Raw genomic sequence first — 22,772 nt, 5'->3', positions numbered from 1 at the left:
TTGGTAAAGGCCGGGGCAGGCGGCCCGCCGGATCACCTGCCGGGCAGCGGTTTCACCTGATCGGCCAGAGGCCAGTAGAAATCCGGCGGCAGGCCTGCGTCGGCGCGTTTCTCCTCGTTGAAGGGCGGTTTCAGCGCACCGCGGAAGTATTTGCGCACCAGCGCGTGGAATTCCTCCTTGGGGTCCAGATTGTCCCGCCCGCACAGGAAGTTGAACCATTTGGAACCATAGGCGACGTGGCTGACCTCCTCCGCATAGATCACCTCCAGCGCCTCCACCGCCTGAGGGAGGTTTGCCTTGCGGAAGATGCCGATCATGCCGGGGGTCACGTCGAGGCCGCGGGCCTCCAGCACCATCGGCACCACGGCGAGGCGGCCCATCAGGTCGTCCGCGGTGTCTTCGGCGGCGCGCCACATGCCGGCATGCGCGGGCAGGGCGCCGTAGTGGCTGCCCAAGGCTTCAAGGCAGTCGCACATGAGATTGAAATGCTTGGATTCCTCATCCGCGGCCTTGACCCAGTCGTCGAAGAAGCCGAGCGGCATCGGCACATGCGAAAACCGCGCGATGATGTCCCAGTGCAGGTCGACGGCGTTCAGCTCGATATGGGCAACCGCGTGCAGCAGGGCGATGCGGCCCGCCTCCGATCCGGGCTTGCGCTTGGGGACATCGCGCGGGTTCAGGAGTTCGGGGCTGTCCGGGCGGGCCGGGTGCATCGGCGGATTTGCAGTGCCGGTCGGAATTTGCGGCGCGTCGCCCTGGCGCGACGCGAACCACGCGGCCGCATGGCGGCGGGACAGGGCGGTCTTGGCACGGCCGTCGGCGGTGGTCAGCACCTCGGCGGCGCGTTCGGCAAGCGAAAGGGGCTGATCGGTCATGCGGGTCTCCTGGTGCAGCGGGCAGCGGTGCCCGGTTCACCTGATTTAAGCGGCGGAGTCCAGTGCGGAAACGGGGGGCTCCCGCGCCTGCGGGTGATCAGCAGGCTGATGACCCTGGCAGGCTTGGGCATGGCAGCGCGCGTCCCGCGCGCTGCGCGCCGCCCCGCGGGGCGGCGCCGGGCCCAACAGCCGCGGTCCGTGCCCGTCAGGGCACGGGCAGGGCTGGCGGGAGTGCCACGCCTAAAGGGCGCGAACGGCTTCCAGCACTTCCTCCGCGTGGCCGTCCACCTTCACCTTGCGCCAGACGCGGGCGATGGTGCCGTCGGCACCGATCAGGAAGGTGGAGCGCTCGATGCCCCAATGCTTCTTGCCGTACATGCTTTTCTCTTTCCAGACGCCGTAGTCCTCGCAGACGGTGCTGTCCGCATCCGACAGAAGCGGCGTGGTCAGACCGTGTTTGGCGGTAAAATTCTCATGCTTCTTGAGGCTGTCCTTGGAAATCCCGAAAACGTGAGCGCCGGCATCGGCGAAGGACTGCAAAGCCTCTGAAAAGGCGATGGATTCTTTGGTGCAGCCGGGGGTATTATCGCGGGGATAGAAGAACAGCACCACGGGCGCGCCCTTGAGGCTGGACAAAGTGACCTCTCCGCCGCCGCCGCGGGGCAGGGTAAAGGAAGGGGCGGGATCTGAAACGTCGAGCATTGGCCTGTCTCCTGTCTTTTGCGCAACTCACTGCGCGGCGACCATAACCCATGAGCAGCGAAGGGAAAGCTGAGATCAAACCCGCCGGCGAGAATAACGGCGCCGCCGCAGAGGCGGTGCCGGTGTCCGGACCCGAACCGGATGCGGAGGCGGCTGTGCGGAATGTGCCGCGGCGGCGGCGCCGCTGGCGGCTGCTGCGCGGGCTGGTCTGGGTGCTGGCGCTGCTGAGTTTCCTGGGCGCTGGCGCGGTTTACTTCGGGGTCGGCACCCGGCTGGATGCGCCGGATTGGGTGCGCAGCCGGGTTGAGACGCGGATCGAGCGGCACCTGAACGGGCTGCAGGTCGAGTTTGGCGCCATCCATGTCGTGATGGACAAGGGCTGGCGGCCGCGGGTGAGCCTGCGGGATGTGGTGCTGCGGCACCCGGATGGCAGCGTCTTTGCCCAGCTGGCCGATGCCCAGGCAAGTCTGGCGATGCGGCCCCTGCTGCGGGGGCGTATCCAGCCCAAGCGGATCGCGCTGAGCGGGCTGTTTGCGGCGCTCAGGCGCAATGAGGACGGCAGCCTGGCGCTGAGCTTTGCCAGCGGTGCTGCCCCGTCGCGGCGGGCCGCCAGCCTGGTGGAGCTGATCGAGCAATGGGACAGCCAGCTGCAAAAGCCGGTGCTGGCCGCGCTGACCGAGGTTGAGACGAGCGAGCTGACGCTGTCCTATACCGACGACCGGCTGGGCCGCGGCTGGACGCTGGACGGCGGCCGGATCGGATTGCAGCGGGAGGGCGGGTCGGTCTCGCTGTCGGCGGCCTTCTCGGTCCTCAGCGGGCGCGGCGAGGTGGGCACGGTAGAGGCCAGCTATGCCTCGGAAATCGGCAGTCCCGAGGCCGAATTCGGGGTGCTGGTCTCCGAGATCGCCAGTGAGGATATCGCGTTGCAGAGCCCGGCGCTTGGCTGGCTGGGGGTGCTGCGGGCGCCGATCTCCGGGTCGTTGCGCGGCGGCGTGGCGGCGGATGGCGTGGTGCAGCCGGTGCAGGCCAGCCTGCGGATCGGCGAGGGGGTGATCCAGCCGGCGGCGCAGACCCGCCCGGTTCCGATCCAGGGCGCGCGCAGCTATTTCACCTATGATCCGGCGCGCCAGCTGCTGGCGTTCTCGGAACTGAGCATTGAAAGCGGCTGGGGCTCCGGGGTGATGCAGGGGCAGGCAAGCCTGGCCGGGGTGCAGAACGGCCAGCTGGCCGGGCTGGTCGGGCAGCTGCGGTTCTCCGACCTCAAGCTGAACCCGCGCCGGCTGTTTGAAACCCCGGTGGAATTCCCTGAGGTGGACGCGGATTTTGACCTGCGGCTCAAGCCGTTCCGGCTGCGCCTGGGTGAGATGCTGGTGCGTGACGGCGGCAGCCGCATTCATCTTGATGGAACTGTCGGCGCCGGCCCGGAGGGCTGGGATTATGACCTGAACGGCAGCGTCGATCAGGTGCGTGTGAAGCGGGTCAAGGAATTGTGGCCCTCGGTGCTGGCGCCCAAGCCGCGGGAATGGGTGGGCGAGAACCTGCACGCGGGGCTGGTGCGTGACGTGGGCTTTCATATGCGCGGGCGCGGCAGCGGCAAGCCTTTTGTCAGCCTGGATCTGGCGTTTGAGGACGCCGAGGTGGTGTTTCAGAAATTCATGCCGCCGGTGCGGGGCGGCTCGGGCCAGCTGAGCCTGTACGGCAACCGGTTTGTGGTCACGGCCTCTGGCGGCACGGTCACGGCGGATCAGGGCGGCGGCGTGGAGATTGCCGGCACGTCCTTTATCATTCCGGATGTCACCGCCAAGGACGGCACGCCGGGCATTGCCCGGATCAAGGCGCGCGGCTCTGCCACGGCGGCGCTGTCGCTGCTGAACCGGGAGCCGCTCAGGGTGATGGACAAGGCCAGCCTGCCGGTGGATCTGGCGGAGGGGCGGGTTGAGGCGGTGGGCACGCTGTCGCTGCCGCTGCAGAAGAAGATACCGGTGGAGCAGATCCTCTATCATTACCGGGGCACCGTGCGCGGTGTGCAGTCCGGCAAGCTGGTGCCGGGCCATGTTGCGGCTGCACCGCTGCTGCAGATCGAGGGCGATCAGGGGCAGGTGCGGATCAGCGGCAATGGCAGCCTGTCCGGCGTGCCGCTGAGCGCCAGCTGGCGGCAGAAGATCGGCAAGGGTGCCGCGCCGGACAGCCGGGTCGAAGGGATAATCGAACTGTCGCCGGCAGCTGTCGAGGCGTTCAGGATCGGCTTGCCGCGCGGGGCGGTCACCGGCAAGGCGCAGGGGCGCTATGCGGTGGAGCTGAAGCCGGGGGTGCCGCCGCAGCTGACGCTGGAATCGGATCTGCGGGGCGCGGAGCTGCGGATCCCGGAAATCAGCTGGCGCAAGGGGGAAGCTGCAGCCGGCAAACTGTCCTTGGCCGCCACCCTGGGTAAGAGCGCCACGGTGGACAGGCTGGTACTGGAGGCGCCGGGTCTCTCGGCCGCGGGCCGCGTCACGACGCACAGCAACGGCGGGCTGAATCAGGCGGTGTTCACGTCGGCGCGGGCGGGCAACTGGTTTCAGGGTGCGGTGACCTTTACCGGCCGGGGCGCGGCAGCGCCGGCGATTGACGTGACTGGAGGGCGGCTGGACCTCAACCGGTCGCCGTTCTCGGATACGGCGAACGGCGGCGGCAGCGGCAGCCGCGGAGGGGATGTTCCGGTGACACTGCGGCTGCAGAACCTGCAGGTGACCGACAGCATCGGGCTGCAGAATTTCCAGGGCCGGTTCTCCACCCGCGGCGGCATGAACGGGGAGTTCACCGCGCGCCTGAACGGGCAGACGCCGGTGGCGGGCACGGTGGTGCCGCAGAACGGCGGCACCGCCTCGCGCATCCGCGCGAACGATGCGGGCGGGGTGTTCCGCTCTGCCGGTGTGTTCGGGCATGGCCGCGGCGGCAGCTTCGACATGACGCTGGTGCCGGCCGCGGGAGCGCCCGGCGAATATGACGGCAGGGTCACGGTCCGAAATATCCGAGTGAAGAACGCGCCTTCGATGGCGGCGATCCTGAATGCGATCAGCCTGGTGGGCCTGTTGGACGAGATGACCGGGCAGGGCATCCTGTTCACCAGCATGGAGGGGCGGTTCCGGCTGGGGGCCTCGCATCTGATCCTGCACCAGAGCAGCGCGGTGGGCCCGTCGATGGGGCTGTCGGTGGATGGCAATTACGATCTGAACAGCAGCCGGCTGAACATGCGGGGGGTGATCTCGCCTGTTTACCTGCTGAACGCCATTGGCCGGGTGCTGTCGCCGCGGGACGGCGAAGGCCTTTTCGGCTTTACCTTTACCCTGCGGGGCACCGCGGATGACCCGGCGGTCACCGTGAACCCGCTGGCCGGGCTGGCACCGGGCTTCCTGCGCGAGATCTTCCGCGGCCCGGCACCGTCGGTACCGGGGGATAACCGGGCCTTCACAGCCGATGGAGAGGAGCTGGAGGACGGTCAGGAGCAGGTCCGCGAGCCGCGGGCAAGTGACAAGTAAACCTTGCGGCGGATGAAAATCGCCATAGATTTCCCACGCTGCACAGCCTATAGCGCGCGCCATGAAACTCAGCGATTTCGATTTTGACCTGCCCGACGACCTGATTGCCACCCGGCCTGCCAATCCGCGCAGCTCGGCCCGCCTCTTGGTGGCCGAGGGCGGCAGCCTGCACGACGGGCACGTGACGGACCTGATCCGCTGGCTGCAGCCCGGCGACCGGCTGGTGCTGAACGATACCAAGGTGATCCCGGCGCGCCTGAGCGGGCTGCGGCACCGCGACAGCACCCAAGGCGCCGTGGCGGCCAAAATTGAGGCGACCCTGCTGGAGCCGCGCGCCGACGGCACCTGGGCGGCGCTGCTGAAGCCCTTGAAGAAGATCAAGGCGGGCGAGGAGATCGTCTTTTCCGAAGAGCTGAGTGCCAGGCTGGAAGCCATCGAAGACGGCCAGGGGCATTTGCGCTTCAACCTGAGCGGCACCAGCTTCGACGCGGCGCTGGCGGAGGCCGGCGCGATGCCGCTGCCGCCCTATATCGCCGCCAAGCGTGCCGCGGATGAGCAGGACAAGACCGACTATCAGACCGTCTGGGCCAAGAACTCCGGCGCGGTGGCAGCACCGACAGCCTCGCTGCATTTCGACGCGCCGCTGCTGGAGGCGCTGAAGGCGCGCGGAGTTGAGATTTCCTATGTCACCCTGCATGTGGGGGCGGGCACCTTTCTGCCGGTGAAGGTGGAGGATGTGACCACCCACCGGATGCACGCGGAATGGGGCAAGGTGAGCGAAGAGGCCGCAGCAGAGATCGCCGCAACCAAGGCCGCAGGCGGGCGGGTGATCCCGGTCGGCACCACGGCGCTGCGGCTGATCGAAAGCGCGGCCAAGGACGGCCGGATCCACGCTTGGGAAGGCGACACTGACATCTTTATCTACCCGGGGTTCACGTTCCAGGTGGCGGATGCGCTGATGACCAATTTCCACTTGCCGAAATCAACCCTGCTGATGCTGGTCTCGGCGCTGATGGGGCAGGAGGAAATCCGCAAGATCTATGCCCATGCCGTTGAGAACCGCTACCGGTTCTTCTCTTACGGCGACGCGTCGCTTTTGATCCCGGCCAAGGCGAATACATCTCAGAAAAGCGGCGGAAAATCATAGATAAGCGCCGCAGCTATGGAACCCTGCAGGCGCGCAAAGGGTTCATCAAACTGAAATCTGAATCGGCGATACCGGCCCGGCGGGCTTGATCGGCCGGACATAACAAACAAAGGTGTTGGCAGCCCGTCCCCTGGTGGAGGGCTGCTTTGCTTTCAAAGGAGGCATGTAATGCTGCAGGTGCTGTCGAGCGCATGGGCGCTGTTGCTGGGGGTTTGCTTGCTGATGGTGGGCAACGGCCTGCAGGGCACCATGCTGGGTGTTCGCGGCGAGCTTGAGGGCTTTTCGACCTTCCAGATGTCGATCGTGATGGCGGCCTATTTCGTGGGCTTTCTGGGCGGCTCGCGGCTGGCGCCGGAGATGATCCGCCGGGTTGGCCATGTGCGGGTGTTTGCGGCGCTGGCCTCTTTCATCTCCGCGGTGATGATCCTCTATCCGCTGATGCCGAACACCATTGCCTGGGCACTGGGGCGGATGATCATCGGCTTCTGCTTCTCGGGCGTGTATGTGACCGCCGAAAGCTGGCTGAACAACGCCGCAGACAATACCAACCGGGGCAAGGCGCTGTCGCTCTATATGATCGTGCAGACCATCGGCATCATTGCCGCCCAGATGATGATCCAGATCGGCGACCCGGCCGGCTATGAGGCGTTCATCATCGCGTCGATCCTGGTTTCGGTCTCCTTCGGGCCGATCCTCCTGTCGATCTCGCCGACGCCGGCCTTTGACACCACCAAGCCGATGACCCTGCGCAAGCTGTTTGAAACCTCGCCTCTGGGCTGTGTCGGCATGTTCCTCCTCGGCGGCGTGTTTTCGGCCCAGTTCGGGATGAGCGCCGTTTACGGCTCTGCCGCCGGGCTGACGCTGTGGCAGCTGTCGGTCTTTGTCTCCACCTTCTATGTTGGCGCGATGCTGCTGCAGTATCCGCTGGGCTGGCTGTCGGACCGCATGGACCGCCGTTTCCTGATCCTGGGGGCCGCCCTTGCCGGCGGCAGCGGCGCGGTGATCGGGTTCCTGTTCGGGATGGAGTTCAAGATGCTGCTGGTGGCCGCCTTCTTCATCGGCGGGCTGTCGAACCCGCTTTATTCGCTGCTGATCGCCTATACCAACGACTACCTGGAGCATGACGACATGGCGGCGGCTTCCGGCGGGCTGATCTTCATCAACGGGCTGGGTGCCATTGCCGGGCCGCTGATCACCGGCTGGCTGATGGAGGATGCGGTGTTCGGGCCCGCGGGGTTCTTTACCTTCATCGGCGCGCTGATGTTTGCGATGGCCGCCTATGCCGCCTACCGCGCGACGCAGCGAGCGGCCGTGCCTGTCGATGAAACCGGCAGCTTTGCCGCGATGTCGCCGACAGCAACGCCGGTGGCTGTGGAGTTTGCTCAGGAATACGCCATCGAGAGCGAACTGGAGGAGCAGGAAACTGCCCAAGAAACAGTCTGATTGCGCTAACCAGCCGGAATTGTGAGGATTATTTCACACAATAGGGTTGTCTGACGCAATTTGTGACCCAAGGTTACTTGTAAAGGTAATGTAAAATGGCCTGAAGATAGGGTCAGGAGAAACTTGGAGTTACGACCGATGACTGGTCCCGAAGAGATACTTGCATTCTGGCTCGACAAAGTCGGGGAGAAGGGATGGTATCTGCAGGATGACGCGCTGGATCAGGAGATCCGCGACACGTTCCAAAGCACCTGGGAGGCGGCCTGCGAAGGCCGGTTTTCCTTCTGGCTCACCTACCCGAGCGGCACGCTGGCCTATATTGTCCTGATGGACCAGTTCCCGCGCAATATGTTCCGCGGTGAGGGCCGGGCCTTTGCTTCGGACCGGGCGGCTCTGTCGGCGGCCAAGATCGCCATCAACAAGAACTGGGATCTGAAAATCGACGAGCCGGCGCGGCAGTTCTTCTACCTGCCGCTGATGCATTCGGAAAACCTGTGCGACCAGGAACGCTGCATCCGTCTGATGATGGAGCGGATGCCGCAGACCGGCACCAGCAACCTGCTGCATGCCCGCGCCCACCGTGAAGTGATCCGCCAGTTCGGCCGCTTCCCCTACCGCAACGAGGCCCTGAGCCGCGCCAGCACCAGCCCGGAGCGGGCCTATGTGCAGGCCGGCGGCTATGGCGAGACCGTGCGGCAGATGCAAGCGGCCGGCTGACACCGGTCTTGCTGGAAAGTATTAGCGCCGTGCCCTGAGGAGGGGCGCGGCGTTTTCTTTGGCCGTCCCTTGCGTGCGGTGCGGCGCTGCGGCAGGAAGGTGCTCCCGCATTTCAGAAAATTCCTTGAAAGACAGAGCATGACTGAATCCTCCTTTCCCATGACCGGCAGCTGCCGCTGCGGTGCCACCGGTATAGAAGTGTCCGAACCGCCGGTTCTCACAGCCGCCTGCCACTGCCGTGGCTGTCAGAAGATGAGTTCCAGCGCCTTTTCCCTGACCGCGATGTTCCCGGCTGAAGCGTTTCGGGTGACGCAGGGCGCCCCTGTGGTTGGAGGTGCCAAGGGGGAGGAATTGAGCCATTTCTGCTGCCCGGAGTGCCAGACCTGGATGTTCACCCGCATCACCGGCGTTGAGGGGTTTGTGAACGTGCGTCCAACGATGTTCGAGGACTGCAGCTGGTTCATCCCGTTCGTTGAGACCTGGACAGCAGCCAAGCATCCGTTTGTGCAGGTCACCGCAGAACACAGCTTTGAGCATTTCCCCGCGATGGAGGAGTTCGGCGGGCTGCTGGCGGCCTATGCCGCAAAAGCCTGAGCCGGAGTCAGCTTTCGCCTGAACCGCAGGCGCTGCCGTTCTTCAGCAGCGGCGCAGCGCGGATGATCCGGCCGGCCAGTTCTGCGGCGCCTGCGCGGGCGGCTTCTGCAGCAGCCTGACGGGGCAGGGCGCGCATGTCTGCGAGGCTGGTTTGCACCTGGGCCAGGCGCGCCTCCAGCCGGGTGAGGCTTGCGGCAGTGGCGGTGCTGTCCTGCGCCGTGCTGCGCAGAGCGGCAGCTTCCGCTTGCAGCGCTTCGAGATCCGTGCGCAGCGGCAGCACGCGGTCTGCAATTGCGGCGGCATTGGCGGTGGCGCCCTCGGCTGCGGTCATCAGTTTCCATCCCAGGAACAGGCACAGCGCCAGCAGGATCAGAGTGGCGTTCAAGAGCGCCTTGGCGAGGTCAAAAAGAGTTTCTGTCATATGCATGCGGTCCAGGGTTGTGGATTGCAGAAAGCTTCCGTCCTATGCTGGCCCGGAGCTGCCCGCTCTGCCAAGCGGAAACCTGCCGGTAAACGCATGGCCGCTATGCCGCAGCAGTGGGTGATTGCAGTGCAGCGAAAACTAGTTTAACGGTAAACTAGTTTTTGGAACCTGTTCGAGGGCGAGGGAGCAACATGGCCGCACAATCGTATGACGTGATCGTAATCGGCGCCGGGCCGGGGGGCTATGTCGCCGCCATCCGTGCGGCGCAGCTGGGCCTTAAGACCTGTGTGGTCGAGCGGGAGCACCTGGGCGGCATCTGCCTGAACTGGGGCTGCATCCCGACCAAGGCGCTGCTGCGCTCGTCGGAAGTGTTCCACCTGATGGAGCGCGCCAAGGATTTCGGCCTGAAGGCGGACAACATCGGCTATGACCTCGATGCGGTGGTGAAACGCTCGCGCGGAGTGGCGAAACAGCTGTCTTCCGGCATCGGCCACCTGATGAAGAAGAACAAGATCGATGTGGTGACGGGCGAGGCGTCGATTCCGGCCAAGGGCAAGGTTTCGGTCAAGACCGGCAAGGGCACGCAGGATCTGACCGCCAAGAACATCGTGCTGGCCACCGGCGCCCGCGCCCGCGAGCTGCCGGGGCTGGAGGCGGACGGCGATCTGGTCTGGACCTACAAGCACGCGCTGCAGCCCGTCCGCATGCCGAAGAAGCTGCTGGTGATCGGTTCCGGCGCCATCGGCATCGAATTTGCCAGCTTCTACAACACGCTGGGCGCCGAAACCACGGTGGTTGAGGTGATGGACCGGGTGCTGCCGGTCGAGGACGCGGAAATCTCTGCCTTTGCCAAGAAGGCCTTTGTCAAACAGGGCATGAAGATCATGGAGAAAGCCATGGTCAAGCAGCTGGACCGCGGCAAGGGCAAGGTGACAGCCCATATCGAGACCGGCGGCAAGGTGGAGAAACAGGAGTTCGACACCGTGATTTCCGCCGTGGGGATCGTCGGCAACGTCGAGGGCCTGGGGCTGGAAGAGCTGGGCGTCAAGGTCGACCGCACCCATGTGATCACGGATGAGTTCTGCCGCACCGGCGTTGACGGGCTTTATGCCATCGGCGACATCGCCGGCGCGCCGTGGCTGGCGCACAAGGCGTCCCACGAGGGCGTTATGGTGGCCGAGCTGATCGCGGGCAAGCACGCGCATCCGGTGAAGCCCGAAAGCATTGCCGGCTGCACATACTGCCAGCCGCAGGTCGCCTCTGTCGGTTATACCGAAGCCAAGGCCAAGGAGCTGGGCTATGAGATCAAGGTCGGCCGCTTCCCCTTCATCGGCAACGGCAAGGCGATTGCGCTGGGGGAGGCCGAGGGCATGGTCAAGACCATCTTTGACGCCAAGACCGGCGAGCTGCTGGGCGCCCATATGGTCGGCGCCGAGGTGACCGAGATGATCCAGGGCTATGTGGTGGGCCGCCAGCTGGAGACCACCGAGGAAGACCTGATGAACACCGTCTTCCCGCACCCGACGCTGTCCGAGATGATGCATGAGAGCGTGCTGGATGCCTATGGGCGCGTGATCCATATGTAAGCTGTTATCGGCAGCCGAAATTCTGACGGGCGGCCCGCAACGGGCCGCCTTTTGTTTTGAGAAGACGCACTTCGGAGGTATGGCGTCCCTGTTCCGAACTGGCCCGTGCGCGCCACGCTGGTTCTCTGTGTGCTCTGGCCTCCCGGTCCGCTCCGGGGTAACCAGAGGCAAACCAAGAACAAAAGGCAGCGGACATGAGCACAACCGGGAAAACCCGCTGGGGCGCGATCCTGGCGGTCTGGGCCGCGGGTCTGGGTGCGGCGGCGCAATACGGTAAGGTCTCTGTGGTCTTCGGCCAGCTTGGCGCGCTCTATCCGGAGGCCGGCGCGGGCCTGAGTCTCAGCGTGTCGATGACTGGGGTGCTGGGCATCCTGCTGGGTGCGGTGGCCGGGCTGTTTGTTTCTGCCTTCGGCTACCGGCGCACGCTGGTCTGGGCGCTGTGGACCGGGGCTGCAATGTCGGCGCTGCAGGTGCTGCATCTGCCCTACGGGCTGTTCCTGGCAACCCGCGCCGCCGAAGGTCTGTCGCATCTGGGCATTGTGGTGGCGGGTCCGACTCTGATGGCGCTCTTGGCCAGCGACCGCCAGCGGGGCACGGCGCTGACGGTGTGGAGCACGTTTTTCGGGGTCGCCTTTGCGCTCTTGAATTGGCTGGGGCTGCCGCTGGCGGCCTCTTACGGGCTGCTGGCATTGTTTGCCGCCCATGCCGCGCTGATGGCGGCGCTGGCGGTGCTGCTGCAGTGGGCCATGCGCGATCTGCCGGTGCCGGAACGCCAGGTGATGCCGCAGCTGGCGATGCTGCCGTCGCTGCATCTGAACATCTACCGCTCACCGTACAAGCTGGCGCCTGCCGCGGGCTGGCTGTTCTATACCACCTGTTTCGTGGCGCTGCTGACAGTGCTGCCGCCGCATGTGCCAGCGGAGCAGAGGGCCTTTGTGATGGGGGCGTTTCCGCTGATCTCCATCGCCTCGTCAATGGTGATCGGGGTGGCGCTGCTGCGGGTGATTCCGGCGGTACAGCTCATTCAGCTGGGCTTTGGCCTTTGTGCGGCGGGCGGGATTTGGCTCTGGGCGATGCCGGGGGACTGGCTGGCGTGTTTTGCGCTGGCCGCGGCCTTTGGACTGGTCCAAAGCGGAAGCTTTGCCTGCGTTCCGCAGCTGAACACCACCGCGGCGGATCAGGCTGAGGCCAATGGCGCCATGTCGCAGGCGGGCAATGCCGGCAACGTTATCGGCACGCCGCTGCTGCTGGCGTCGCTGGGGGTGGCGGGCTACGGCGGCATGATGCTGGTGGTCTGCGGGCTGTTTCTGGCGGGCATTCTGGTGCACCAGCTGCTGGCCGCGCGGCGGAGGGGCTGGGCCTAGGCGCTGCTCCCGCCCGTCACCGGCCCCAAGGGACCCGTTCCCGTTGGGCCAAGCGCCGCGCATCTGCGCGGCGCGCCGGAATTCGTGCCGAATTCCGGACCGGAAAACGCGGGTTTTCCGGCTGCTGCCAGATGCTGTCAGCAAGTTTCAACCTGTTCGCGCAATGTTCTCTTTTTGGGCTTGGCGTTTTCCACCGCATTCCCTATCTGTAGGGCGGGCGTCCGCCAAGGGTTCGGCGGCGCGGGTACGGGGGCATTATGGCTGAGCTGAAATCCATCGAAGTGCGCGGCGCGCGCGAGCACAATCTGAAAAGCATCGACGTGGATATTCCGCGCGATGAGTTGGTGGTGATCACCGGTCTTTCTGGTTCAGGCAAGTCCTCTCTGGCGTTTGACACGATCTATGCCGAGGGGCAGCGCCGCTATGTGGAAAGCCTGTCGGCCTACGCGCGCCAGTTCCTCGACATGATGGAAAAGCCGGATGTGGACCATATCAGCGGCCTGTCGCCGGCGATCTCCATCGAGCAGAAGACAACCTCCAAGAACCCGCGTTCCACCGTTGGCACGGTGACGGAGATCTATGACTATCTGCGTCTGCTGTTTGCCCGCGCGGGCACGCCCTACAGCCCGGCCACCGGCAAGCCGATTGAGGCGCAGCAGGTGCAGGACATGGTCGACCGGATCATGGAGATGGAGGAGGGCACCCGCGGCTATCTGCTGGCGCCGATCGTCCGCGACCGCAAGGGGGAGTACAAGAAGGAATTCCTGGAGCTGCGCAAGCAGGGCTTCCAGCGGGTGAAGGTGGACGGGGAGTTTTATGAGCTGGACGAGCCGCCGGTGCTGGACAAGAAGTTCCGCCATGACATCGATGTGGTGGTCGACCGTCTGGTGGTGCGCGAGGGCATAGAGACCCGGCTGGCGGATTCTCTGCGCACCGCGCTGGATCTGGCCGATGGCATTGCCATTCTGGAGACCGCGCCCAAAGAGGGCGATCCGGAGCGGATCACCTTCAGCGAAAACTTTGCCTGCCCGGTCAGCGGCTTCACCATCCCGGAGATCGAGCCGCGGCTGTTTTCCTTCAACGCGCCCTTCGGGGCCTGTCCGGAATGCGACGGGTTGGGGGTTGAACTGTTCTTTGACGAGCGGCTGGTGGTGCCGGACCAGAGCCTGAAGGTTTATGACGGCGCGCTGGCGCCCTGGCGCAAGGGCAAGTCGCCCTATTTCCTGCAGACCATCGAGGCCATCGCGCGGCATTACCAGTTCGACAAGAATACCGTCTGGAAGGACCTGCCTGAGAAGGTGCAGAAGGTGTTCCTGTATGGGTCCGGCGAGGAGGAGATCCTGTTCCGCTATGACGAGGGCGGGCGGGTCTACCAGGTGGAGCGCACCTTCGAGGGCGTCATTCCGAACATGGAGCGGCGCTACCGCGAGACCGATTCAAACTGGATCCGCGAGGAGTTCGAACGCTACCAGAACAATCGCCATTGCCACCACTGCGAGGGCTACCGTCTGCGCGACGAGGCGCTGGCGGTCAAGATTGCCGGCGTGCATGTGGGGCAGGTGGTGCAGCTGTCGATCCGCGAGGCGCTGGCCTGGATCGAGGATGTGCCGAACCATCTGACCCAGCAGAAACAGGAGATTGCCCGCGCCATCGTCAAGGAGATCCGCGAGCGTCTTGGCTTCCTGAACAACGTGGGTCTTGAATACCTGACGCTGTCCCGGTCCTCCGGCACCCTGTCCGGCGGCGAAAGCCAGCGGATCCGTTTGGCGTCGCAGATCGGCTCTGGCCTGACGGGCGTTCTCTATGTGCTGGACGAGCCTTCCATCGGCTTGCACCAGCGCGACAATGACCGTCTGATCGGCACCCTGAAAAACCTGCGTGACCAGGGCAACACGGTGATCGTGGTGGAGCATGACGAGGACATGATCCGCCAGGCGGATTATGTGTTCGACATCGGCCCCGGCGCCGGGGTGCATGGCGGCGAAGTGGTGAGCCACGGCACGCCGCAGATGATTGCCTCTGACACCAATTCGATCACCGGTCAGTATCTGGCAGGCACGCGGGAGATCGCGGTGCCGGCCAAGCGGCGCAAGGGCAACAAGAAGAAGATCAAGGTGGTCAAGGCCACCGGCAACAACCTGAAAGAGGTGACGGCCGAATTCCCGCTGGGCAAGTTCGTCTGCGTGACCGGCGTGTCCGGCGGCGGCAAGTCGACGCTGACCATCGAGACGCTGTTCAAGACCGCCTCGATGCGCCTGAACGGCGCGCGGCAGACGCCTGCACCCTGCGAGAGCATCAAGGGGCTGGAGCATCTGGACAAGGTGATCGACATCGACCAGCGCCCGATTGGGCGGACGCCGCGTTCAAACCCTGCCACTTACACTGGCGCCTTTACCCCGATCCGCGACTGGTTTGCCGGCCTGCCGGAGGCCAAGACGCGGGGGTACAAGCCCGGGCGGTTCTCCTTCAACGTCAAGGGCGGACGCTGCGAGGCCTGTCAGGGCGATGGTGTCATCAAGATCGAGATGCACTTTTTGCCCGACGTCTATGTGACCTGCGAAACCTGCAAGGGCGCGCGTTACAACCGGGAGACGCTGGAGATCAAGTTCAAGGGCAAGAGCATTGCCGATGTGCTGGATATGACGGTGGAGGACGCGCAGGAGTTTTTCCAGGCGGTGCCCGCGATCCGCGACAAGATGGACGCGCTGATGCGGGTGGGTCTCGGCTACATCAAGGTGGGCCAGCAGGCGACCACCCTGTCCGGCGGCGAGGCGCAGCGGGTGAAACTGTCGAAAGAGCTGTCGAAACGCTCTACCGGGCGGACGCTGTATATTCTGGATGAGCCGACCACCGGCCTGCATTTCGAGGATGTGAAGAAGCTGCTGGAAGTGCTGCACGAACTGGTGGAGCAGGGCAATTCGGTGGTTGTGATCGAGCACAATCTGGATGTGGTGAAGACCGCCGATTGGATCATCGACATTGGTCCCGAGGGCGGCGATGGCGGCGGCGAGATTGTTGCCGCCGGCACTCCGGAAGCGGTGGCAGATGAACCGCGCAGCCACACCGGGCGGTATCTGAAGGACATTCTGGCAGCGCGGAAGGTAGCTGCTGAATAAGGGTAACGTTTGAGGCGGGAGGGGCGCTGCCCCTCTTGGCCTTTGGCCAATTCACCCCGGAGTATTTCTGCAAAGGTGAATGGGGGGCGGTGAGGCCCCCTTTTCTTACGCGGTTTGCGCGGCGGCGGGGCGGGTCAGCATAAGCGGCATCAGGAACAGGGCCAGGAAGGCGGTGTTCATCACCACGTTGAACCAGGCGCCCGCCGCGAGGGAGCCGAGGCTGTCGGGGATATACCAGGCCAGCAGCGCCGGGATCAGCAGGCGGCGGCCAAGGGCCGGATCGCTGCGGTAGACGTGGTCTGTCAGCAGGCAGATCAGAACACAAAACCCGCACATCAGCCCGCCGCTGATGGCTGTCATCAGCGACGCTGCGCCCGGGGTGAGCGCCTGGGCTCCGTCCACGGGCAGGAAGGCAAGGTCGATGAACAGACTGAGGACCGCGCCAAGCGGTGTGACGAGGGCCAGCACCATGGCAAGGCCGAAGGCGGCGCCGAGGATGGAGACGGTCTTGAGCATGCGGATCGCGGCAGAGTGAGTCATGGGAAGCTCCTGTTGTTTACTCAGGGCAGGGTGCAGCTGCGCAGGAACGCAAAACAATTACCTTGGAGGTAAGTGAAGTGCCGGTTTCCGTCGTCTATGCTGCAGAAAATGGAGGCAGGACATGGCAGAGGCATTTGGCGCAGTTCTGAAAAAATGGCGCGGGCTGCGGCGGTTGAGCCAGATGCAGCTGGCGCTGGAGGCCGGGGTCTCAGCCAGGCACCTGTCGTTTCTGGAGAGCGGCCGCGCCCGCCCCAGCCGGGGCATGGTTCTGCGTCTGAGCGGCGAGCTGCAATTGCCGGGCGGGGTGCAGAACCAGCTGCTGACCGCTGCCGGGCTGGCGCCTGCCTATGTGAGCCGGGATCTGGAGGATGCCGAGCTGGTGCCGCTCAGGCAGGCGGCGGAACAGATGATGGCGGCGCATGCGCCCTTTCCGGCGATGCTGATCGACCGGCACTGGACCCTGCTGGAGCTGAACCGCCCGATGGAAATGATGCTGAGCCGTGCTGGAATTGCCAGGGGCAGCAGCCTGATCGAGGCTCTGCTGGACAATGCGGCGCTGCGGGCGGCACTGGACAATCTGGAGGAAGTCGAGCGGCACAGCCTGGCACGGCTGCGCACGGAACTGGCGCATTTCGGCGCTGACCCTGTTCTGGAGCGGGCAGTGGCGCGGCTGCAGGAGAATGCTGCAGGGCATGCGGCGGCGCAGGAGGGGGTGCTGCCGGCAGTGATCCCGGCGCGGTACCGGATGGGCGCGCAGGTTCTGGCGTTCTTCTCAACCATCACCCAGTTCGGCGGCACCGGTGACCTTGCGATGTCGGAGCTGCGGATCGAGATGCTGTTTCCCGCTGATGAAGCCACGCGGGAGACGATGGAGGCCATGGCCCGGCTCTGACCAGCCTCCACGCGCGGTGTCAGTGAGGCAGATCGCCCGCCGCACCGATCAAACGCAGAACCTTCTGGGTTTCGCGGTTCACCTGATAGACATAGCCGCCGGCCTGCACATAGGTGCCGTAGGGGTCAGGCGCCCATTGCCCCGGTTCGCCGATCCAGATGTAGTCGTCGAGAATATGGTCGCCGCGGCGGTAGAACTTCTTGGCGGCAGAATCAGGCGTGCAGTGAGAGGCTTTCAGCGCCAGCCCCTGCGGGCATTCCAATGCGCTCCGCTCCGGGCCGCCATTGCCGGCAGCCAGCGGAATTGCCAGCGCACAGGCTGCGGCAAGAACGGATATTGGAGCAAGGCGGCGTAACATTTACAGCGGGTCCTCTTTGCGCTGACCCTCACATAAAGGGTCCGGCGGCAAAGCCAAGAGGGCTGAAAACAGGAGGCGGCGGGTTGCCGGTTGCGGGTCACGCGGCGGCAAGAACCCGCGGGCCGCGGACGGCGCTTTTGCCGCCCCGGCCGGTTTCAGCGCAAGGAGGCGCGGGCCGCTCGCGGATTTCCGCCTGTGTGCAGGGATCAAGGCCGGCTGAGGTTTGGAGCCGGACAGCAAAAAAGCCGGCCCCGTCAGAGGCCGGCCTTGCGCAGTGCCGGTTTGGGAGGTGGCCGCGCGTGGCGGCTGGGCATGTCAGCCCTCCCGGCTGCGCTTCTCGAACCGCGGCAGCATGGCAGAGAAGTCCATGCCCTTGCCGTCTTCCTCCTCGACGAACTTCTTGTAGAGCGCCATGGCCAGTTTCCCCATCGGGGTGTCGGCATCGGCGCTTTCCGCAGCCTGCTGGCTGAGGCCCAGGTCCTTGAGCATCAGTTCCGACGCGAAACCGGGGAGGTAGTTGTTGTCGGCGGGCGACTGCGGGCCGACGCCGGGGGCCGGGCAATAGGCGTTCATCGTCCAGCTGTAGCCGGAGGAGGTGGAGACCACGTCGAACATCTTCTGACGGTCCAGTCCCAGCTTGTCGGCCAGGGCAAACGCCTCGCAGGTGGCGATCATGGTGACGCCCAGGATCATGTTGTTGCAGATCTTGGCGGCCTGGCCGGCGCCGGCCTCGCCGCAATGCACGGCCTTTTGGCCCATGATATCAAACAGCGGTTCCGCTGCCGCAAATGCCTCTGACGAGCCGCCAGCCATGAAGGTGAGCGTGCCGCCCGCGGCGCCGCCAATACCGCCGGAGACTGGCGCGTCGACGGAGAGGAGGCCTGCGGCCTCGGCCTGTTCCGCGACTGCGCGGGCGGAGTCAACATCGACGGTGGAGCAGTCGATCAGCGCGGCGCCCTTGGCCATGGCCGGGATCACCTCTGCCGCGACAAGGCGCAGGATGGCGCCATTGGGCAGCATGGTAATGACGGCATCGGCGCCAACCGCGGCTTCGGGGCCGGAAGCGGCCATGGTCACGCCTTCGATGCTGACATCGGCCATGTCGAAGCCGGTGACCTCGTGGCCGGCCTTGGCCAGGTTGGCGGCCATCGGCCCGCCCATGTTGCCCAGCCCGATAAATCCGATCTTCATTGCACGTCCTCCTCAAATGTCAGCGCATCGGCGCCGAGCGGCGCCAGCAAGTCGTCAACCGCCTGTGCCGGCACGGCCCGGCCTGCATATTGCCATTGCGGATTGCGGTCCTTGTCAATGATCTGGGCCCGGATGCCTTCCAGGAAATCGCTCTGTTCCATGGCGCGGAAGGTATAGCGGTATTCAAGGTCCAGCGCGCGGCGGATGGCGGGGCCGTCGGCGCGCAGGCGGCGCAGCATCTCCAGCGTGCAAGCCATCGACAGCGGCGAGTTGCGTTTGAGAGATTTCAGTGCGGCAGCGGCAAACTCGCTATCTCCGGCCTCAAGACCAGCAAGAATGTCCTCCAGGCTGTCCTTGCCGAAGTGTCTGGCGGTGTGCTCGCGGACCGTGCGCAGCTTGCCCTCAGGCGCGGGCTTGGCGGCATCCTCGACCAGCTTGGCGCTGCCGGTCTCCTCCAGCGCGGCGACCAGCGCGGGCCAGCCGTCCTGCGGGATGAAGTAGTCTGCAAAGCCTGCGAGGATGGCATCATCCGCGCCCATCCGCGCGGCTGTCATGCCGAGGTATTCGCCCAGGTGATCCGGCGCCATTGCCAGCATCAGCGAGCCGCCCACATCCGGCACCAGGCCGATGCCGACTTCCGGCATGGCGATCCGGCTGCTTTCACCAACCACCCGGTGGGTGCCGTGGCAGCCGATGCCAACGCCGCCGCCCATGGTGAAGCCCTGCATGAAGCTGATCACCGGCTTCTTGTACTCGAAAATCCGGGCGTTCAGCCGGTATTCATCGCGCCAGAAGGTGCGGCCATAGGAATAGTCGCCCTTGGTGCCGGTGTCATAAAGCTCGGCAATGTCGCCGCCGGCACAAAAGGCCTTGTCGCCCTCGGCATCGATTACCACCAGTTTGACGGCGTCATCCCCGGCCCAGTCGCGCATGGCCGCGTCGATTGCCATGCACATCTCATAGCTCATCGCGTTCAGCGCCTTCGGGCGGGTGAAGGTGATGCGGCCGGCCTGGCCGGATTTGCGGATATGGATATCACTCATCGGGCGTGTTCCGTCAATTTGTGTTGCCGCGGGCAGTGTGCTGATTGCAGGTTACTCTGCAATCAGCTGGCGCGCGACGATCAGGCGCATGATCTCGTTGGTGCCTTCCAGGATCTGGTGCACCCGCAGGTCACGCACGATCTTCTCGACGCCGTAGTCGGCCAGATAGCCGTAGCCGCCGTGCAGCTGCAGGCAGCCGTTGGCCACGTCAAAGGCGGTGTCGGTAACCATCAGCTTGGCCATGGCACAGAACTTGGTGGCGTCATGGGCGCCGGTGTCCAGTTTCCACGCGGCCTGGCGCAGGAAGGTGCGGGCGGCCTGCAGGCGGGTTTCATATTCCGCCAGCCGGAACTGCAGCGCCTGGAACTGGTTAATGGATTTGCCGAAAGCCTTGCGCTCGGACATGTACTGAACGGTCTGATCCAGCGCCGCCTGAGCGCCGCCCAGAGCGCCGGCTGAGATGTTCAGACGGCCGCCGTCGAGGCCCGCCATTGCGTAGGAGAAGCCCTTGCCTTCCTCGCCGATCAGGTTGTCCGCGGGGATCGCGCAATCGTCGAACTGCACCTGCGAGGTCGGCTGCGCCTTCCAGCCCATCTTGTCCTCCAGCGCGCCGAAGGACAGGCCCTGTGCGCCGTCCTCGACCACAACGGTGGAGATGCCCTTGGGGCCATCCTCGCCGGTGCGGCACATCACGACATAGGCGTCGGAGTAGGAGCCGCCGGAGATGAACGCCTTGGTGCCGTTCAGCGTGTAGCCTTCGTTGCTGCGCTCAGCGCGGGTTTTCAGCGCCGCGGCGTCAGAACCGGATCCGGGTTCGGTCAGGCAGTAGGAGAACACTTTCTCCATCGTGCACAAGCTGGGCAGCCATTTCTGCTTGGTTTCCTCGGAGCCGAACTTGTCAATCATGCCGCCGCACATGTTGTGGATCGACAGGAAGGAGCCGACGGCGGGGTCGGCCATGGCCAGCGCTTCGAACACCAGCGTTGCATCCAGGCGCGAAAGGCCGGAGCCGCCGTATTCCTCAGAGACATACAGCCCGCCGAAACCCAGCTCTGCCAGCTGCGGCCACAGGGATTTGGGGATGGTGCCTGCCTTTTCCCACTCGCGGGAATGCGGCGCGATGTTGTCCTGGCCGAATGCGCGGGCCATGTCGAAAATGGCCTGCTGTTCCTCTGTCAGTGCAAAATCCATGCGCCGCTCCTCCCGCCGGTTAGATGAATTGAACAGTTGTTAATTTAATAGCGGCCGGGGGACGCTGAGGCAAGCTGCGCAATTGCAAAGCCGGCGTGCAGCAATGCCGCGGCTTGCCGCCCCGGGGTCAGGAGAAAATTAAGAAACTTCGGCGAAACTCTGTCTCAAACCGGTCATGTGCAGGTGAACCCTGCAATACGCATTCCAAAAGGAGCAGGCGACGTGTCAAATTCAGGGGCGCAGCATTTTCTGGCATCCAACCTCAGCGGGTCCGCAAAGGGGGGTGGAAAAACGCCGGACTTCCCGGCGGCTGTGGCCAGCAATGAACGGGCAAATTTCACGATGGCGATGCGCCACGGCATGCTGAAATCAAACGACGTTCCGGTTCGGGAACAAGTGGTGCGCCTGATGAAACTGTCACGCCGCAAGGCGGTGGAGCGCAGCTTCAAGGATGCGGTCTACCTGATGGAGCAGGCGCTGGAACTGGACCCCAAGAACCGCTCGATCCATACCGCGCTCGGTGAGATTTATGAGCTGATGGAGAAGCGCGACAAGGCGATTCTCTGCCATGTCGAGGCGCTGCGGCTGGAGCCGCAGAACCCGGAATGCCTGGCCTATATCGGCAGCTACCTGATGCGGATCGGGCAGGATGAGGAAGCCATCAACTATTTCCAGGACTGCCTGAAGTTCGCGCCGTCGAATGAAGTGGTCTTTGCCCGCATGATGCACCTGAAGCGGCGCAAATGCGATTGGTCCGAGTTCGGCAAGGCCCGCAAGAAGATCAGGAACTTCTCCAAGGTGATGAAGGCGATTGACCCGTTCTCCTTCCTGAGCGTGGTCGACGACCCGGAAATGCAGAAACAGTATTCTGTGCTGGCCGCGAACGCCAACAAGGTCTGCAAGGAAGAGACCGCCAGTTTCACTGCGCCGCTGGCAAAGAAGGACAAGATCCGGATCGGGTATTTCTCCTGCGACTTCCTGGATCACGCGACCATGTATCTGATCGGCCGGATGTTCGAACTGCATGACCGCGACCGGTTCGAGATCTACATCTACGACTATGGCGCCATGACCCAGCAGGAAGGCCGCCTGCGGGCAGAGAAATCCGCGGACGTCTACCGGCAGGTCGGCGGCGTTGCCACTGAGACCATTGTCGAACAGGCGCGGGCGGACGGGCTGGACATCGCCATCGACCTGAAGGGGCACACCAAGGGCAATCGGATCAACCTGTTCGACCACCGCATGGCGCCGGTTCAGATTTCCTATCTCGGCTATCCCGGCACATCCGGCGTGGACGCCATCGACTACATGGTTGCCGACCCGGTTGTGGTGCCGCCGAAATACCGCAAGCACTATACCGAGAAAGTCCTCTATATGCCGGACTGCTACCAGTCCAACGATGACAGCCGCACGGCATCGGAGAATGTGCCCACGCGGGCCGATGCCGGCCTGCCGGAAGATGCGCTGGTGTTCTGCTCCTTCAACAGCCCCTACAAGGTGTCGCCGGAGGAGTTCGACATCTGGATGAAACTGCTCAAGCTGGTGCCGGACAGCGTGCTGTGGTTCTACGCCGCCCACGACGATATCCGCGCCAACATCCGCGCCGAAGCGAAGCGCCGCGGCATCAGCCCGGAGCGGATCGTGTTTGCCGGTTTTGCCAAGCAGGAGGACCACCTCGCCCGCCTGCCGCTGGCCGATATCTTTCTGGACACGTTCTTTGTGAATGCGCATACCACGGCCAGTGACGCCTTGTGGGCGGGCGTTCCGGTGGTCACCAAGGTCGGCAAGCAGTTTGCCGCACGGGTCGCCGCCAGCCTGCTGCACTCTGTCGGAATGGATGAGCTGACCACGTCCACGCCGCAGCAGTATCAGGCGCTGGCGCTGAAGCTGGCCCGCGACCGGGATTATCTGGCGGATGTGAAGGCGCGGGTCAAACAGGGGATCGAGACCGGCCCGCTCTATGACACCGGGAAATTCACCCGCAACTTTGAAGCGCTGCTGGAAAAAACACTGGAGCGGTTCAATGCCGGGCTGAAGCCGGACCATATCAGCCTGAGCTGAGGCCTCTGAC

The 22,772-nt window shown here is 64.5% G+C and carries 18 protein-coding genes; 10 read left to right on the top strand and 8 right to left on the bottom strand.

From position 1 onward, the window contains the following. Positions 1 to 32: 32 nt before the first annotated feature. Positions 33 to 875 (bottom strand): ferritin-like domain-containing protein, encoded by an 843-nt coding sequence (locus K3725_RS09015; protein WP_260018435.1) that lies wholly within the window; start codon positions 873 to 875, stop codon positions 33 to 35. Between the two features lie 240 nt (positions 876 to 1,115). After that, complete coding sequence (locus tag K3725_RS09010; RefSeq protein WP_260018434.1) at positions 1,116 to 1,577, bottom strand: peroxiredoxin; 462 nt, start codon at positions 1,575 to 1,577, stop codon at positions 1,116 to 1,118. Between the two features lie 50 nt (positions 1,578 to 1,627). On the opposite strand from K3725_RS09010, the gene K3725_RS09005 reads away from it, so the two are divergent. From K3725_RS09005 to K3725_RS08985, 5 genes are all read left to right on the top strand, one after another. Beyond that, the gene (locus tag K3725_RS09005) at positions 1,628 to 5,095 is read left to right on the top strand and encodes a DUF3971 domain-containing protein (protein ID WP_260018433.1); all 3,468 of its coding nucleotides are present in this window, start codon (positions 1,628 to 1,630) and stop codon (positions 5,093 to 5,095) included. Between the two features lie 61 nt (positions 5,096 to 5,156). After that, positions 5,157 to 6,242 (top strand): tRNA preQ1(34) S-adenosylmethionine ribosyltransferase-isomerase QueA, encoded by a 1,086-nt coding sequence (gene queA / locus K3725_RS09000; protein ID WP_260018432.1) that lies wholly within the window; start codon positions 5,157 to 5,159, stop codon positions 6,240 to 6,242. Positions 6,243 to 6,410: 168 nt separating this feature from the next. Next, positions 6,411 to 7,685, top strand: a complete 1,275-nt coding sequence (locus K3725_RS08995) for an MFS transporter (protein WP_260018431.1) — start codon at positions 6,411 to 6,413, stop codon at positions 7,683 to 7,685. A gap of 138 nt (positions 7,686 to 7,823) precedes the next feature. Next, a complete protein-coding gene (locus K3725_RS08990; RefSeq protein ID WP_260018430.1) occupies positions 7,824 to 8,402 on the top strand; it encodes a DUF924 family protein in 579 nt (192 codons plus the stop codon). Positions 8,403 to 8,561: 159 nt separating this feature from the next. Beyond that, entirely contained in the window at positions 8,562 to 8,996 is a 435-nt protein-coding gene (locus tag K3725_RS08985) for a GFA family protein (RefSeq protein ID WP_260018429.1), read from the top strand. 7 nt (positions 8,997 to 9,003) lie between these two features. On the opposite strand, the gene K3725_RS08980 is transcribed toward K3725_RS08985, so the two are convergent. Further along, entirely contained in the window at positions 9,004 to 9,417 is a 414-nt protein-coding gene (locus K3725_RS08980; RefSeq protein WP_260018428.1) for a hypothetical protein, read from the bottom strand. Positions 9,418 to 9,611: 194 nt separating this feature from the next. Here K3725_RS08980 and lpdA point away from each other — a divergent pair, with 194 nt between their 5' ends. The 3 genes from lpdA to uvrA all read left to right on the top strand — a co-directional run bounded on the left by lpdA (position 9,612) and on the right by uvrA (position 15,486). Continuing rightward, a complete protein-coding gene (lpdA, locus tag K3725_RS08975; protein WP_260018427.1) occupies positions 9,612 to 11,006 on the top strand; it encodes a dihydrolipoyl dehydrogenase in 1,395 nt (464 codons plus the stop codon). Between the two features lie 194 nt (positions 11,007 to 11,200). Next, positions 11,201 to 12,370 (top strand): MFS transporter, encoded by a 1,170-nt coding sequence (locus K3725_RS08970; RefSeq protein WP_260018426.1) that lies wholly within the window; start codon positions 11,201 to 11,203, stop codon positions 12,368 to 12,370. A gap of 257 nt (positions 12,371 to 12,627) precedes the next feature. After that, positions 12,628 to 15,486, top strand: a complete 2,859-nt coding sequence (gene uvrA, locus K3725_RS08965) for an excinuclease ABC subunit UvrA (RefSeq protein ID WP_260018425.1) — start codon at positions 12,628 to 12,630, stop codon at positions 15,484 to 15,486. A gap of 105 nt (positions 15,487 to 15,591) precedes the next feature. On the opposite strand, the gene K3725_RS08960 is transcribed toward uvrA, so the two are convergent. Beyond that, positions 15,592 to 16,026, bottom strand: a complete 435-nt coding sequence (locus K3725_RS08960; RefSeq protein WP_260018424.1) for an excinuclease ABC subunit A — start codon at positions 16,024 to 16,026, stop codon at positions 15,592 to 15,594. Between the two features lie 121 nt (positions 16,027 to 16,147). Here K3725_RS08960 and K3725_RS08955 point away from each other — a divergent pair, with 121 nt between their 5' ends. Continuing rightward, positions 16,148 to 16,918: a helix-turn-helix domain-containing protein gene (locus tag K3725_RS08955; RefSeq protein ID WP_260018423.1), complete on the top strand. Its 771-nt coding sequence runs from the start codon at positions 16,148 to 16,150 to the stop codon at positions 16,916 to 16,918. Positions 16,919 to 16,937: 19 nt separating this feature from the next. Here the strand turns inward: K3725_RS08955 and K3725_RS08950 are convergent, their stop codons facing one another. From K3725_RS08950 to K3725_RS08935, 4 genes are all read right to left on the bottom strand, one after another. Continuing rightward, entirely contained in the window at positions 16,938 to 17,276 is a 339-nt protein-coding gene (locus K3725_RS08950) for a hypothetical protein (protein ID WP_260018422.1), read from the bottom strand. A gap of 315 nt (positions 17,277 to 17,591) precedes the next feature. Next, a complete protein-coding gene (mmsB, locus tag K3725_RS08945; protein ID WP_260018421.1) occupies positions 17,592 to 18,467 on the bottom strand; it encodes a 3-hydroxyisobutyrate dehydrogenase in 876 nt (291 codons plus the stop codon). After that, on the bottom strand, positions 18,464 to 19,510 hold the full coding sequence (locus K3725_RS08940) for an enoyl-CoA hydratase/isomerase family protein (protein ID WP_260018420.1): 1,047 nt from the start codon (positions 19,508 to 19,510) through the stop codon (positions 18,464 to 18,466). Before K3725_RS08940 ends, mmsB begins: the two co-directional genes overlap by 4 nt. Positions 19,511 to 19,561: 51 nt before the next feature. After that, a complete protein-coding gene (locus K3725_RS08935; protein ID WP_260018419.1) occupies positions 19,562 to 20,701 on the bottom strand; it encodes an acyl-CoA dehydrogenase family protein in 1,140 nt (379 codons plus the stop codon). Positions 20,702 to 21,043: 342 nt separating this feature from the next. Between K3725_RS08935 and K3725_RS08930 the strand changes: the two genes are divergently transcribed. After that, a complete protein-coding gene (locus K3725_RS08930; protein WP_260018418.1) occupies positions 21,044 to 22,762 on the top strand; it encodes a UDP-N-acetylglucosamine-peptide N-acetylglucosaminyltransferase in 1,719 nt (572 codons plus the stop codon). Positions 22,763 to 22,772 lie beyond the last annotated feature (10 nt).

This window comes from Leisingera sp. S132 (assembly GCF_025144465.1).
Taxonomy (GTDB): domain Bacteria; phylum Pseudomonadota; class Alphaproteobacteria; order Rhodobacterales; family Rhodobacteraceae; genus Leisingera.
This window is presented reverse-complemented; position numbering and strand designations above follow the sequence as displayed.

Coding starts and splice junctions, on each gene's coding strand:
- K3725_RS09015 (WP_260018435.1), bottom strand. CDS start 875: ATGACCGATCAGCCCCTTTCGCTTGCCGAACGCGCCGCCGAGGTGCTG.
- K3725_RS09010 (WP_260018434.1), bottom strand. CDS start 1,577: ATGCTCGACGTTTCAGATCCCGCCCCTTCCTTTACCCTGCCCCGCGGC.
- K3725_RS09005 (WP_260018433.1), top strand. CDS start 1,628: ATGAGCAGCGAAGGGAAAGCTGAGATCAAACCCGCCGGCGAGAATAAC.
- queA (WP_260018432.1), top strand. CDS start 5,157: ATGAAACTCAGCGATTTCGATTTTGACCTGCCCGACGACCTGATTGCC.
- K3725_RS08995 (WP_260018431.1), top strand. CDS start 6,411: ATGCTGCAGGTGCTGTCGAGCGCATGGGCGCTGTTGCTGGGGGTTTGC.
- K3725_RS08990 (WP_260018430.1), top strand. CDS start 7,824: ATGACTGGTCCCGAAGAGATACTTGCATTCTGGCTCGACAAAGTCGGG.
- K3725_RS08985 (WP_260018429.1), top strand. CDS start 8,562: ATGACCGGCAGCTGCCGCTGCGGTGCCACCGGTATAGAAGTGTCCGAA.
- K3725_RS08980 (WP_260018428.1), bottom strand. CDS start 9,417: ATGACAGAAACTCTTTTTGACCTCGCCAAGGCGCTCTTGAACGCCACT.
- lpdA (WP_260018427.1), top strand. CDS start 9,612: ATGGCCGCACAATCGTATGACGTGATCGTAATCGGCGCCGGGCCGGGG.
- K3725_RS08970 (WP_260018426.1), top strand. CDS start 11,201: ATGAGCACAACCGGGAAAACCCGCTGGGGCGCGATCCTGGCGGTCTGG.
- uvrA (WP_260018425.1), top strand. CDS start 12,628: ATGGCTGAGCTGAAATCCATCGAAGTGCGCGGCGCGCGCGAGCACAAT.
- K3725_RS08960 (WP_260018424.1), bottom strand. CDS start 16,026: ATGACTCACTCTGCCGCGATCCGCATGCTCAAGACCGTCTCCATCCTC.
- K3725_RS08955 (WP_260018423.1), top strand. CDS start 16,148: ATGGCAGAGGCATTTGGCGCAGTTCTGAAAAAATGGCGCGGGCTGCGG.
- K3725_RS08950 (WP_260018422.1), bottom strand. CDS start 17,276: ATGTTACGCCGCCTTGCTCCAATATCCGTTCTTGCCGCAGCCTGTGCG.
- mmsB (WP_260018421.1), bottom strand. CDS start 18,467: ATGAAGATCGGATTTATCGGGCTGGGCAACATGGGCGGGCCGATGGCC.
- K3725_RS08940 (WP_260018420.1), bottom strand. CDS start 19,510: ATGAGTGATATCCATATCCGCAAATCCGGCCAGGCCGGCCGCATCACC.
- K3725_RS08935 (WP_260018419.1), bottom strand. CDS start 20,701: ATGGATTTTGCACTGACAGAGGAACAGCAGGCCATTTTCGACATGGCC.
- K3725_RS08930 (WP_260018418.1), top strand. CDS start 21,044: ATGGCGATGCGCCACGGCATGCTGAAATCAAACGACGTTCCGGTTCGG.